Annotated in this window: 11 protein-coding genes and 1 pseudogene; 9 read left to right on the top strand and 3 right to left on the bottom strand. The window is 72.0% G+C overall.

Features of this window, described 5'->3' with window-relative positions; translation table 11 throughout:
• The 7 genes from ABD841_RS39440 to ABD841_RS39410 all read left to right on the top strand — a co-directional run.
• Nucleotides 1–546 (top strand): molybdopterin-binding protein (locus ABD841_RS39440; protein WP_344982177.1); only part of this gene is annotated, 546 nt, incomplete at its 5' end.
• Nucleotides 547–624: 78 nt separating this feature from the next.
• Nucleotides 625–2,316, top strand: a complete 1,692-nt coding sequence (locus ABD841_RS39435; protein WP_344982176.1) for a thiamine pyrophosphate-binding protein — start codon at nucleotides 625–627, stop codon at nucleotides 2,314–2,316.
• Between the two features lie 10 nt (nucleotides 2,317–2,326).
• Complete coding sequence (gene frc, locus ABD841_RS39430) at nucleotides 2,327–3,550, top strand: formyl-CoA transferase (protein WP_344982175.1); 1,224 nt, start codon at nucleotides 2,327–2,329, stop codon at nucleotides 3,548–3,550.
• Nucleotides 3,550–5,685 carry an acetate--CoA ligase family protein gene (locus ABD841_RS39425; protein WP_344982174.1) on the top strand — a complete coding sequence of 712 codons (2,136 nt, stop codon included), beginning with the start codon at nucleotides 3,550–3,552 and terminating at the stop codon, nucleotides 5,683–5,685. Before frc ends, ABD841_RS39425 begins: the two co-directional genes overlap by 1 nt.
• A 169-nt stretch (nucleotides 5,686–5,854) precedes the next feature.
• Entirely contained in the window at nucleotides 5,855–7,258 is a 1,404-nt protein-coding gene (locus ABD841_RS39420) for an Nramp family divalent metal transporter (protein WP_344982173.1), read from the top strand.
• A 15-nt stretch (nucleotides 7,259–7,273) separates the two neighbouring features.
• On the top strand, nucleotides 7,274–7,792 hold the full coding sequence (locus tag ABD841_RS39415) for a hypothetical protein (protein WP_344982172.1): 519 nt from the start codon (nucleotides 7,274–7,276) through the stop codon (nucleotides 7,790–7,792).
• Nucleotides 7,789–8,859 carry a TerC family protein gene (locus ABD841_RS39410; RefSeq protein WP_344982171.1) on the top strand — a complete coding sequence of 357 codons (1,071 nt, stop codon included), beginning with the start codon at nucleotides 7,789–7,791 and terminating at the stop codon, nucleotides 8,857–8,859. The genes ABD841_RS39415 and ABD841_RS39410 overlap by 4 nt, the downstream gene beginning before the upstream one ends.
• Before the next feature lie 57 nt (nucleotides 8,860–8,916).
• Here ABD841_RS39410 and ABD841_RS39405 read toward each other — a convergent pair whose 3' ends face one another.
• The 3 genes from ABD841_RS39405 to ABD841_RS39395 form a co-directional block, all read right to left on the bottom strand.
• Nucleotides 8,917–9,102: a hypothetical protein gene (locus ABD841_RS39405; protein WP_344982170.1), complete on the bottom strand. Its 186-nt coding sequence runs from the start codon at nucleotides 9,100–9,102 to the stop codon at nucleotides 8,917–8,919.
• A 224-nt stretch (nucleotides 9,103–9,326) separates the two neighbouring features.
• Nucleotides 9,327–10,070 (bottom strand): GntR family transcriptional regulator, encoded by a 744-nt coding sequence (locus ABD841_RS39400; RefSeq protein ID WP_344982169.1) that lies wholly within the window; start codon nucleotides 10,068–10,070, stop codon nucleotides 9,327–9,329.
• Nucleotides 10,071–10,210: 140 nt separating this feature from the next.
• Nucleotides 10,211–11,506, bottom strand: a complete 1,296-nt coding sequence (locus ABD841_RS39395; protein WP_344982168.1) for an MFS transporter — start codon at nucleotides 11,504–11,506, stop codon at nucleotides 10,211–10,213.
• Between the two features lie 99 nt (nucleotides 11,507–11,605).
• On the opposite strand from ABD841_RS39395, the gene sucC reads away from it, so the two are divergent.
• Both sucC and ABD841_RS39385 read left to right on the top strand, forming a co-directional pair.
• A complete protein-coding gene (sucC, locus tag ABD841_RS39390) occupies nucleotides 11,606–12,769 on the top strand; it encodes an ADP-forming succinate--CoA ligase subunit beta (RefSeq protein ID WP_344982167.1) in 1,164 nt (387 codons plus the stop codon).
• 79 nt (nucleotides 12,770–12,848) lie between these two features.
• Nucleotides 12,849–13,308, top strand: a pseudogene (locus ABD841_RS39385) (succinate--CoA ligase subunit alpha); the annotation flags it as partial.

Here is a 13,308-nt window from a genome sequence, read left to right as displayed (position 1 = left end):
CCGCCCGCCGCCCCGCACGTTGTCCTGATCGGCGGTCCGGACGGCGGCCGGGATCGGCCGGGTTCCGTCGGCGACGCCCAGGTCGTCGTGGTGTGCGGGGCCTCGTCCAAGGGGCCGGCCGACCACCTGCGGGCGGTGCTCGCCCGGCTCGGCGCGCGCGTCCTGGTCGACGGCGTCGCGGTGCGGCCGGGGCATCCGCAGCTGCTGGCGAGGCTGCCCGGCGGCCGTCTCGTCGTCGGGCTCCCCGGCAACCCGTACGCCGCGCTGGTCGCCGCGCTCACCCTGCTGGCCCCGGCGGTCCGGGCGCTCGCGGGCGAGCCGGAGCCGCCGCGCGAACGGTCCGCGCTGGCCGGGCCGGTGCGGGCGCACCCGTCCGACACGCGCGTGGTCGCGGTGCGGCGGAGCGGTCGCGGCGCGGTGCCGGTCGGCCACGACCGGCCGGGGTCGCTGCGGGGGGCCGCGCTCGCCGACGCGCTCGCGGTCGTCCCGCCCGGCTGGCGGGGCGAGCCCGTCGAACTCGTGCCGCTGCCCGGACAAAGGGTCTAGACATCGCAGGACCCCGGGGGTAACCATTGCCCTCATACGGTATGCAGTATGGAGAACACAATCGAGAGGACCATCAGAATGACCCAGCCAGCGGACCCGGCGCCGGAAACCATCTCCGGAGGCCACCTGGTGGCGAAGGCGCTGAAGGCGGAGGGGATCGATGTGATCTTCACCCTCTGCGGCGGCCACATCATCGACATCTACGACGGCTGCGTCGACGAGGGCATCGAGGTCGTCGACGTCCGCCACGAGCAGGTGGCGGCGCACGCGGCCGACGGCTACGCCCGGGTCACCGGCAAGCCGGGGTGCGCGGTCGTGACGGCGGGACCCGGCACCACCGACGCCGTGACCGGTGTGGCCAACGCCTTCCGGGCGGAGAGCCCCATGCTGCTCATCGGGGGGCAGGGGGCGCTCACCCAGCACAAGATGGGCTCGTTGCAGGACCTGCCCCACGTCGACATGATGACCCCGATCACCAAGTTCGCGGCCACGGTCCCCTCGACCGAGCGGGTGGCCGACATCGTCTCGATGGCCTTCCGCGAGTGCTACCACGGGGCCCCCGGGCCCTCCTTCCTGGAGATCCCGCGTGACGTCCTCGACGCCAGGGTCCCGCTCGCCAAGGCCCGCATCCCCGAGGCCGGCCGCTACCGCGCCTCCACCCGCCAGGCCGGAGACCCCGCCGCGATCGAGCGCCTGGCCGACCTGCTGGCCCACGCCGAGAAGCCCTGCGTCCTGCTGGGCAGCCAGGTCTGGACGACCCGGGCCACCGCCGACGCGATCGACTTCGTCCGCGGCCTCAACGTCCCGGCCTACATGAACGGCTCCGCCCGGGGCACGCTGCCCCCCGGCGACCCGCACCACTTCCAGCTCTCCCGGCGCTACGCCTTCACCAACGCCGACCTGATCATCATCGTCGGCACCCCGTTCGACTTCCGGATGGGCTACGGCAAGCGCCTGTCGCCCACGGCGACCGTGGTCCAGATCGACCTGGACTACCGCACCGTCGGCAAGAACCGCGACATCGACCTGGGCATCGTCGGCGACGCCGGGCTGATCCTGGCCGCCGCCACCCAGGCCGCCTCCGGCCGCGTGGAGAACGGCGCGGCCCGGCGCAAGGAGTGGCTGGAGGAGCTGCGCGCCGTGGAGAACGCCGCGTACGAGAAGCGCCTGCCGCGCCAGCTCTCCGCCGCCCGGCCGATCGACCCGTACCGGCTGGTCCACGAGATCAACGAGTTCCTCACCGAGGACACCATCTACATCGGCGACGGCGGCGACATCGTCACCTTCTCCGGCCAGGTCGTCCAGCCCAAGTCGCCCGGCCACTGGATGGACCCCGGGCCGCTCGGCACCCTCGGCGTCGGCGTCGCCTTCGCCATGGCGGCCAAGTACGCCGAGCCGGACAAGGAGGTGCTCTGCCTCTTCGGCGACGGCGCCTTCAGCCTCACCGGCTGGGACTTCGAGACGATGGTCCGCTTCAACCTGCCGTTCATCGGGGTCATCGGCAACAACTCGTCGATGAACCAGATCCGCTACGGCCAGGCCGCCAAATACGGCGAGAACCGCGCCCGGGTCGGCAACACCCTCGGCGACGTCCGCTACGACGAGTTCGCCCGGATGCTCGGCGGCCACGGCGAGGAGGTCAGGGACCCCGCGGACATCCGGCCGGCGCTGGAGCGGGCCCGCGAGTCCGGCAAGCCGGCCCTGATCAACGTATGGGTCGATCCGGAGGTCTACGCCCCCGGAACCATGAACCAGACCATGTACAAGTGAGGAGGACCTCATGAAGGCACTGGACGGTGTCCGCGTCCTCGACATGACCCACGTGCAGTCGGGTCCGTCCTGCACGCAGCTCCTGGCCTGGCTCGGCGCCGACGTGATCAAGCTGGAGGCGCCCTCCGGAGACATCACCCGCAAGCAGCTGCGCGACCTCCCCGACGTCGACAGCCTCTACTTCACGATGCTGAACTGCAACAAGCGCAGCATCACGCTCAACATGAAGAGCGAGCGCGGCAAGGAGCTCTTCACCCGCCTGGTCGGCGACGCCGACATCCTGGTGGAGAACTTCGGGCCCGGCGCGGTCGACCGGATGGGCTTCCCCTGGGAGCGCCTCCAGGAGCTCAACCCGCGGCTGATCTACGCCTCGATCAAGGGCTTCGGGCCGGGGCGCTACGCCAGGTACAAGGCCTACGAGGTGATCGCCCAGGCGATGGGCGGCTCGATGAGCACCACCGGTTTCGAGGACGGCCCGCCGCTGGCCACCGGGGCCCAGATCGGCGACTCGGGCACCGGCGTCCACGCCGTCGCCGGCATCCTGGCGGCCCTCTACCAGCGCGAGCAGACCGGCCGGGGCCAGCGCGTGCAGGTCGCCATGCAGCACGCCGTGCTCAACCTGTGCCGGGTCAAGCTCCGCGACCAGCAGCGGCTCGGCCACGGCCCGCTCGCGGAGTACCCCAACAAGACCTTCGGTGACGAGGTGCCGCGCTCGGGCAACGCCTCCGGCGGCGGGCAGCCCGGGTGGGCGGTGCGGTGCGCGCCGGGCGGCCCCAACGACTACATCTACGTCATCGTCCAGCCGGTCGGCTGGGCGCCGCTGGCCGAGATCATCGGCCGCCCGGAACTGGCCGACGACCCCGAGTGGGCCACCCCGGAGGCGCGTCTGCCCAAACTGGACAAGATGTTCCAGCTCATCGAGGAGTGGAGCATCAGCCGCGACAAGTGGACGGTCCTCGACCGCCTCAACGCCGCCAACATCCCCTGCGGCCCGATCCTGTCCACCAGGGAGCTGCTGGCGGACGAGAGCCTCCGGCAGGAGGGCGCGATCGTCGAGGTCGGCCACCCCGAGCGCGGCTCCTTCATGACGGTCGGCAGCCCCCTCCACCTGTCCGACTCGCCGGTCGACGTCACCGCCCCGCCGCTGCTCGGCGAGCACAACACCGAGATCTACGCCGGACTCGGCCTGTCCGCCGAGGATCTGGCGGAGCTGAAGACGAACGGAGTCATCTGATGGCGCATGACCAGGCCGCCGTCCGCGAGGTGCTGGAGAAGGCACGGGCGGAGGGCCGCACCGCGCTGACCGCCCCCGAGGGCAGGAAGATCTGCGACGCGTACGGCATCGCGACCCCCGGCGAGGGGCTGGCGACCTCCGCCGAGGAGGCGGTGTCGATCGCCACGGAGATCGGCCTGCCGGTGGTGCTGAAGATCGTCTCCCCGGACATCCTGCACAAGACCGAGGCGGGAGGCGTGCTCGTCGGCCTGCGGGACGCCGAGGCGGTGCGCGCCGGCTACGACCGGATCGTGGCCGCCGCGCGCGCGTACAACCCCGAGGCCTCGATCGACGGCGTGCAGGTGCAGGCCATGGTCGGCGGTGGGCACGAGGTGATCATCGGTGCGGTCACCGACCCGACCTTCGGCAAGGTCGTCGCCTTCGGGCTCGGCGGGGTGCTCGTCGAAGTCCTCAAGGACGTGACCTTCCGGCTGGCCCCCCTCTCGGGTGATGATGCACTCGGGATGCTCGACGACATCAGGGCGGCCGAGGTGCTGCGCGGTGTGCGTGGGGCGGAGGCGGTGAACAGGAGGGCACTCGCGGACATGATCGAGCGGGTCGGTGCCCTCGTCGGGGACTTCCCGGAGATCGCCGAGGTCGACCTCAACCCCGTCTTCGCCACCGCTGCCGGTGCCACGGCCGCCGACGTGCGCATCCTCCTCGCCGCCGACCTCGCGCCCGAGCCCGCGCGGCTGACGCGCGAGCAGATCCTCGCCGGGATGAACCGCATCTTCAAGCCGCGCTCCGTCGCGGTGATCGGGGCCTCCGGCGAGACCGGGAAGATCGGCAACTCGGTCATGCGCAACCTGATCAACGGCGGGTACCGCGGCCACATCTACCCGATCAACCCCAAGGCGCCGGAGATCCTGGGCCTGCCCGCCTACCCGGGCATCGCCGACGTGCCGGGCGAGGTCGACGTGGCGGTCTTCGCCATCCCCGCCCGCCTGGTGCCCGGGGCTCTGGAGGAGGCCGGGCGCAAGGGCGTGGCCGGCGCGATCATGATCCCGTCCGGGTTCGCCGAGACGGGCAACGTCGAGGGCCAGCGGGAGATTGTCGAGATCGCGCGCAAGCACGGCGTGCGCCTGCTCGGCCCCAACATCTACGGCTACTACTACACGCCGGAGAACCTCTGCGCCACGTTCTGCACGCCGTACGACGTGAAGGGCGGGGTGGCGCTGACCTCGCAGAGCGGCGGCATCGGCATGGCCATCCTGGGCTTCAGCCGGACCACCGGGATGGGCGTCTCCGCGATCGTCGGGGTCGGCAACAAGGCCGACGTCGACGAGGACGACCTGCTCACCTTCTTCGAGCAGGACGAGAACACCACGTGCGTGGCCATGCACCTGGAGGACCTCAAGGACGGGCGCGGGTTCGTCGAGGCCGCCCGGCGGATGATCGCCCGGAAACCGGTGATCGTGCTCAAGGCCGGGCGCACCGCGATGGGCGCGCGGGCGGCCGGCTCGCACACGGGCGCGCTCGCCGGCGACGACAGGGTCTACGACGACATCCTCCGCCAGGCGGGGGTCGTCCGGGCGCCGGGCCTGAACGACATGCTGGAGTACGCGCGGGCGCTGCCGCTGATGCCCGCCCCCAAGGGCGAGAACGTCGTCATCATCACCGGGGCGGGCGGTTCGGGCGTGCTGCTCTCCGACGCCTGCGTCGAGGCCGGACTGTCCCTCATGGAGATCCCGCCGGATCTCGACGAGGCCTTCCGCGCCTACATCCCGCCCTTCGGGGCGGCCGGCAACCCCGTCGACATCACCGGCGGCGAGCCGCCCAGCACCTACGAGAACACCATCCGGCTGGGCCTGAGCGACCCCCGCGTCCACGCGCTGGTCATCGGCTACTGGCACACGATCGTGACCCCGCCGATGGTCTTCGCCGAGCTGGTCGCGCGGGTGGTGGCCGAGGAGCGGGCCAAGGGCAACGTCAAACCCGTGGTCGCCTCCCTGGCCGGCGACACCGAGGTCGAGCAGGCCTGCGAGCACCTGTTCGCCAACGGCGTGGTCGCCTACCCGTACACGACCGAGAGGCCGGTGGCCGTGCTCGGCGCCAAGTACCGCTGGGCGAGGGCGGCGGGGTTGCTGCGCGGCTGAGCCGCGAGGAAGAGCGAGGGGGCGAACCGAGACACCGACAGGATCAACCAACCCCCCAGGAGGTCCGCAGGTGGACACGTCAAGAACACCGGCGACAGCGCAGGCCGGCGAGGCCGCCGCTGCGCCGGGTCAGGAAGAGAAAGTATGGCGGGCGGGTGGACTGGAGCCGATGCCCATCCGCACCCTGCCCGAGGCACCGCCGTCGATCCACATCCTCGGGCCGACCGTGTTCCTCGTCGCGCTCGGCGTGGGCATGGGCGAGTCGTACATGTGGCCCCGGTTGGTCCTGCTGTTCGGGCCGGAGATCCGGTGGCTTTTCCTCATCGGGGTCACCCTCCAGGCCGTGGTCATGCTGGAGATGGCCCGCTACGCCATGGCGACGGGGGAGAGCATCTTCTTCGGGGCCGCACGGGTCTTCAAGCCCCTGATGTGGTTCTTCTTCGCCGTCGCGATCCTCGTCTACATCTGGCCCGGCCACCTGTCGGCGGGGGCCGCGGCCTTCGAGCAGATAACCGGGATCCCGTGGGTGGTGACCGCCTGCGTGGGGCTGATCCTGGTCGGCGTCGTCTTCAGCCTCGCCAAGGTCATCTACAACCTGCTGGAGAACGTGCTGTCGCTCCTGATCGGCGCCCTGGTGATCGGCACCGCCGTGGTGGCGGCCATGGTCGGCACCTGGGGCGACGTGACGACCACCGTCACCGGCATGTTCGCCTTCGGGTACCTGCCGCAGGAGGCGCTCTCCCCGGCCTGGTTCCCGGTGATCGTGGGCGCGATCGCCTTCGCCGGCCCGTCCGGTATGCAGCAGATGTGGTACACCCTGCACCTGCGTGACTCCGGGGCCGGGATGGGCGCGCACATCCCGGCCATCCGCGGCCTGCGGCACGCGGGCGAGGAGGAGTCCATGCCCTCGCGCGGCTTCATGTTCGACACCGAGAACCCCGAGGAGATGCGCAAGTGGAAGGGGTGGCGCCGCTGGGTCACCTTCGACGCGCTCCTGCTCTTCTGGGGTATCACGATGCTGGTCACCGTCTCCTTCACGGTGATCGCCCAGGCGGCGGCCAGGAACACCCCCGGCGTCCGCCAGGTCATCGAGTCGGGTGAGCGGGAGGCCGCGCTGAACGCGATGGCCGACTCCTTCGCCTCGGCGGGAAGCTCGGTGCTGGGCGCCGTGTTCCTCGGCTTCATCGCCCTGATCGGGCTCAACGCCACGCTGGGCCTGTTCGACTCCTTCTCCCGCGGGCAGGCGGACATGACCTACCACTTCGTGCGCGGCGCGAAGCGGTTCGGGATGTCCAAGCTGTACGCGGGCTTCCTGTGGGGCGTCATCACGTTCGGCATCCTGATCCTGCTTTTCGGCCCCGCCGACGGCCCGAGCGCGATCCTCGACACGCTGGCGTTCCTGTCCACGTTCGCCATGGGGGCCTACTGCGTCACGCTCCTGCTGGTGAACAACCGCATGCTCCCCAAACCGATCCGGCCCAGGCTGTGGACCAATCTGGTCATCGGCTTCGGAGCGGTGTTCTACCTGGGCATGCTGCTCTACAGTCTGTTCGCCTACGGCGTGGTCCTGTGAGCTGAGACCGTGCCGATGCGACAGCATGCTGAGCTCGCCCTCCCGGGGGCGCTGATCGGAGTCGTCGCCGGCGCCGTGGCCGGCGGGCTCACCCTGCTCGCAGGGCAGCCCGCCGGCCTGGCCGCGACCTCCGCGGTGACGCTGGCCCTCCCCCTCGGCCTGCTCGGCGGGGGGTACGGCATCCTGATGGGCCGGGGCCTGTTCAAGCCGGGACTGTTCGCTCCGGCCGGGCTGTACTGGTTGGCCGGCTTCCCGCTGTCCCGGCTGCTGCAGGAGACGGTCACCGGCCTGGCCTCCTTCGGCCGGGTCACCCTGTCCGGCGGCCTGCCGGGCTTCCTGGCCTACCAGGCCATGGTGAGCCTCGGGTTCGCGATCGGATTCGTCTGGTTGCACGAGCGGCTGATGCCGCCCTGGTTGATGCGCCTGAGAGAGCGCAATCCGCAGGCGCGCGAGCTTCTCGCCGCCTACGTCGAGCACGCTGAGGCGCTGTGGCTGGCCAAGGAACGCCGCCGCGCGCGGAAGGGAGCGCGTTGAACATCCCCACCTGGGTGTGGCTGGTCACGATCGCCGGCTTCGGGTTCGTACTGGCCGTGGACTTCTACCTTGTCGCCCGCAACCCCCGCAATCCGTCCTTCCGCGAGTGCACGTGGTGGGTGACCTTCTACGTGCTGCTCGCCGTCGCCTTCGGCGTGGGCCTGCTGGCGGTCGCCGGCCCGGCGTACGGCGGGGAGTTCTTCGCGGGCTGGATCACCGAGTACTCGCTCAGCGTCGACAACCTGTTCGTCTTCCTGCTGATCATGAGCCGCTTCTCCGTGCCGGAGCGGTACCGGCAGAAGGTGCTCCTGATCGGCATCGTCCTGGCGCTCGTCATGCGCGGGATCTTCATCGCCGCCGGCGCGGAGGCCGTCGCCCGCTTCGACTGGCTCTTCTACCTCTTCGGCGCCTTCCTCATCTACACGGCGTGGAAGCTGATCGGCCATGAGGACGAGGAGGCCGAGTTCTCCGAGAACATCGCGCTGCGCACGGTCAGGCGGGTCGTTCCCACCACGGAGAGTTACCACGGCTCGGCGCTCACGGCGATGGTCAACGGCCGCCGGGCCGTCACCCCGATGCTGATCGTGATGGTGGCCATCGGGACCACCGACCTGCTGTTCGCGCTCGACTCGATTCCGGCGATCTTCGGGCTGACCAAGGAGCCGTACCTGGTCTTCACCGCGAACGCCTTCGCGCTGATGGGACTGCGGCAGCTGTTCTTCCTGATCGGAGGGTTGCTGGACCGCCTGATCTACCTCAGCAAGGGCCTGTCGATCGTTCTCGCCTTCATCGGGGTGAAGCTCGTGCTGGAGGCGCTCCACCACGACGGGGTCTCCTGGGCTCCGGAGGTTCCGATCATGGTCTCTCTCGGGGTTATCGTCGGCACGCTGGCCGTCACCACCGTGGCCAGCCTCATGGCGTCGAGGAAGGGCAGGCGCGACTCCGGCGCTCCGGCGGCTCCGGCCGCCCCGGAGGGTGAGCCGGCCGCCTCAGGGGCTCCGGCCGTCCCGGTCGCTCCGGAGGGCGGGCCCGCCGGGAAGCGGAGCGAGGCGCACGCGGACGGCTGAACCCGCGGCGCCCCGGGTCACGAGCGGGTGGTCTCCTCTCGGGGGACCCCCGCTCGCTCACGTGGACTCGGGGACGTCGATCCGCTGCTCGGTCGCCCAGCGGCGCACCTGGCGCTCGACGCCCTCGGCCGAGCCGTACCGGCGCATGGCCGTCGCGAGGCCGACACCCATCATCCGGCCGTCGGCGGAGTAGCCCGCGGGGCCGCGGGCGAGGAGGCGGAACCTGGCGAGAAACGCTCTCATTGTCAATCACCACCAATTCTCTTCAAGTATCTGCCCGGGGTGTTTCGCTCAAACGGGCCGCCGGTGAACTCCGTGTCAACCGGCCCGGGGGCCCGTCCGCGCCAGGCCCGTGTGGGGCACGCCCCGCGCCGATCCCGCGCGGGACCGGCGCGGGGCGTACCGGGTCGGCCCGCGCGAGGTCGGTCCGTGCCGGACGGTCCGGCACGGACGGGTGGGAAGGGGGGTCAGCGCGCGCTGAGCGTGCGCGGGCGGCGGCGGCGCGCCACGGGAGCCGGCGGCTCGACCGGTTCGGCGGCCCGCTGCTCCAGGTAGGAGGCGCGGGTGTGCTCGGTGTGCTCACGCATGATCTCGGCGGCCCTGGCCTCGTCGCGCGCCTCGATCGCGTCGATCAGCAGCGCGTGTTCCTCCCAGGAGGCGCGGCCGCGCTGGCGGGCCACCGGGGTGTGGTACCACCGCACGCGGCGGGAGACCTGGGAGGCCAGCTCGGCCAGCACCTTGTTGCCGGACAGTTCGGTGACCAGCGCGTGCAGCTCCGAGTTGGCCGCCACCGAGGCGTCGACGTCGTCCGCCTCCAGGGCCCGCAGCCCCCGCGAGCACACCTCGCGCAGCCGCGCCACGCCGGCGGCGTCGGAGTTGAGCGCGGCCAGGCGCGCCGACTCGGTCTCCAGCAGCGCGCGTACGGCGAGCAACTGGTCGGCCTCCTCCACGGTCGGCGCGTGGACGAACGCCCCGTGGCCGGGGCGCAGGTCGACCCAGCCCTCGCCGCTGAGCATCTGCAGCGCCTCGCGGACGGGCTGGCGGGACACGCCGAGCAGGTCGGCGAGCTCGCTCTCCGCGAGGTGCTGACCGGGGCTGAGGCTCCCGTTGACGATGAGCTCCAGGATCGCCTCGAAGACGCTCTCCCGGAGGGTGGTCGGGCGCTGGATCTTGGGCGCCGCCCCCGAGTTCGCCAGTTCCGACCGCACCATGTGTGTTCAGCTCCAGGATGAGACGACACGGCCGCCCCGTGGGACGGGCGGCCCGCTGCCTGTTGTCGTGTTTGCTGTCGACTGCCTACAGTATACAGTTTTGGCACTGCTCTCCGTGGTGAGCCTGATCACATCGGGGCTCACCGCGGGACGGTGACCGGATGCCCCGGCTGCCGCAGCGTGACGCTGAGGGCCGTGGCGGCCAGCACCGGGACGGCGGCGAGGAAGAACGTCCCGGCGTGGTCCGACGACGTCAGGGCGAGGGCCGCGAGGCCGACGCCGACGAGTCCGGCGACCGCCTTCGCACTGTAGACCACGCCGTGGATCGAGGCGGTGTGCTCCTCGCCGAAGTACTCGCGTACCAGGCTCGCGATGAGCGGGTAGAAGGCGCCCCCGCCCAGGCCCGCCGGGACCGTGGCGACCAGGACCATCGCGGCCGATCCCGTCACCGCGCCCCAGGCCAGCAGGAGCTGCCCGAGGCAGAGCAGGGCCAGGACGGCGCTGAGCGTGCGCCCCCGCCCGGCTACCTCGGCGGCGAGCATGGCGCAGGCGCGTCCCGCGCCGTTGAGCACCAGAAGCAGGGCGACCGCCGCCCAGGGCGACAGGTCGTCCGAGGTCGCCAGCGCGACCACGTCGAAGATGGAGACCGCGCCCGCGCACACCAGGACCGTCACCAGCGTCGGGAGCGAGCCCGTCCGCAGCGCCTGGCCCAGGGAGAACTCGCGCACCGCCCGGGGCTCCCGGCGCAGCGCGACGCGGTCGTGGGCCCAGGCGAGCGGGTCGATGTGGCCGGGCCACCAGTGCCGGGGCGGCAGGCGGACGAACGCCGCCGCCGCGCCCACGGCGACCAGCGCGACGGCCGCCGCCGTGGCGAACAGCGGCCGGAGCGCGCCGCCGTCGAGGCCGGCCGCCATCGCGAGAGGGGCCGTGCCGTAGGCGAACGCCCCGGTGGTGAAGCCGACCCGGGCGGCCGGGCGCTCGGGGTACCACCGGGCGACGGCCTCGGTGCACGCGCCGTACACCAGCCCCCCGCCCACGCCGCCGAGGAGCGCGTAGCCCGCGAAGACCGCCGTGACGTCTCCGGCCAGGGCGACGGTGAGCAGTGCCGCGCCGCTGCACAGGCTGCCCGCCCAGAGCGCCGGACGGACGCCGAGCGCGCCGCGCCGCAGCAGCAGCGCGGTGGGGAGCGCGACGGCGGCCTGGCAGACGATCCAGGCGGCCAGCGGGGCCAGGGTCGCGACGAGAGGCCAGCCACGCTCCCGCGCCAGCGCGGGCACGGCCGCCGCGTAGCCGTACTGCATGGGGCCGATGGCGGCCATGGCGGCCCAGGGGAGCCAGAACATCCACGACCTGGGGCGTTTGATCAGATTCTGCGGGGTGTCACCGACGAGGTAGTCACGCCCCCGCCAGTCCCGGACCAATTGTGTCTTCTCCATACCGTATGGAATATCCGCCGCCGGTGTCCCTGTCGAGGTCTGGACGGGTAGATTTCCATACGGTATACCGTGTACAAGAATCGTATTCAGGGAGGTCCGGTGGACCTGTTCGAGTACCAGGCGAAAGAACTCTTCGCGCGGCACGGGGTTCCCGTCCCCCCCGGCACGGTCGTCTCGACCCCGGAGGAGGCCCGCGCGGCCGCGGCGGAGCTCGGGGTTCCCGTCGTCGTCAAGGCCCAGGTGAAGACGGGCGGGCGCGGCAAGGCCGGGGGAGTGCGGCCCGCCCCCGGCCCCGCGGCGGCCGAGCGGGAGGCCCGCCACATCCTCGGCATGGACATCAAGGGCCACATCGCCGAGACCGTGCTCGTGGAGTCGGCCACGGTCCCGGTCGAGGAGTACTACGTGGCCTATCTGGTCGACCGGGCCGACCGGTGCTTCCTCGCCATGGCGTCCACCCAGGGCGGCATGGACATCGAGGAGGTCGCCGCGACCAGGCCCGAGGCGCTGGCCAGGGTGCCGATCGACCCGCTGTCCGGGGTGGACGAGCGGACCGCGCGGGAGATCGTGACGCGTGCGGGCTTCCCCGCCGACCTCCGGGGGCCGGTGGCCGAGGTCCTGGTCAGGCTCTGGCAGGTCATGGTGGCGGAGGACGCCCTCCTGGTGGAGGTCAACCCCCTGGTCTGGGCGGCCGGAGGCGCCGTCCTCGCCCTCGACGGCAAGGTCAGCCTCGACGCGAACGCCGCCTTCCGCCACGACCGACCGGCGCTCGCCGGCGAGGCGGGCGACGGGGGGATCGAGGCGCGGGCCCGCGCCAGAGGGCTGAACTACGTCAAGCTCGACGGCCGGGTCGGGGTCGTCGGCAACGGCGCCGGGCTGGTGATGAGCACCCTCGACGTCGTCGCCCAGGCCGGTGAGCGCTTCGGCGGGATCCGCCCGGCGAACTTCCTCGACATCGGCGGCGGCGCCTCGGCCCAGGTCATGGCCGACAGCCTGGAGATCGTCCTGTCCGACCCGGACGTCAGGTCGGTCCTCGTCAACGTCTTCGGCGGCATCACCGCCTGCGACGCGGTGGCCGACGGCATCGTCTCCGCGCTCGGACAGCTCGGCGAGCGCGGCCTCGGCCGCCCGATCGTCGTGCGGCTCGACGGCAACAACGCCGAGGAGGGCCGCCGGATCCTCACCCTGGCCGGGCATCCGGCGGTCCGCCAGGTCACGACCATGGACGGCGCCGCCGAAGAGGCGGCCAGGCTCGCCGCGGTATGAGCGGGCCGACCACCAGACACGGCGAGCCCGCGGATCCGGCCGGCGGATCACGCGCGGGCGCTGAGAGGGAATGGCGAATATGGCGATCTTCTTGACCGGTGAGAGCCGGGTGCTCGTACAGGGCATGACCGGCGCGGAGGGCAGGAGGCACACGGCCAGGATGCTCGCGGCGGGCACCGACGTGGTCGGCGGCGTCACCCCCGGCAAGGGCGGCGAGGCGGTCGACTTCCCCGGCCGCCGGGTGCCGGTGTTCGGCTCGGTCGCCGAGGCGGTCGCCCGGACCGGGGCCGACGTCTCCGTGGTCTTCGTCCCCCCGCGGTTCGCCAGGGCCGCGGTCGTCGAAGCCGTCGACGCCGGGATCGGCCTCTGCGTGGTCATCACCGAGGGCGTCCCGGTCCACGACACGCTGGCCTTCTGGGGACACGTCCGGGCGGCCGGCGGCCGGACCCGCATCATCGGCCCCAACTGCCCCGGACTGATCAGCCCCGGCGCGTCGAACGCGGGCATCATCCCGGCCGACATCACCACCGCCGGCCGCA

Source organism: Streptosporangium fragile, assembly GCF_039534445.1.
GTDB lineage: Bacteria > Actinomycetota > Actinomycetes > Streptosporangiales > Streptosporangiaceae > Streptosporangium > Streptosporangium fragile.
Note: the sequence above shows the minus strand (reverse complement) of the source record. Positions and strands in the feature narration are given on the sequence as shown.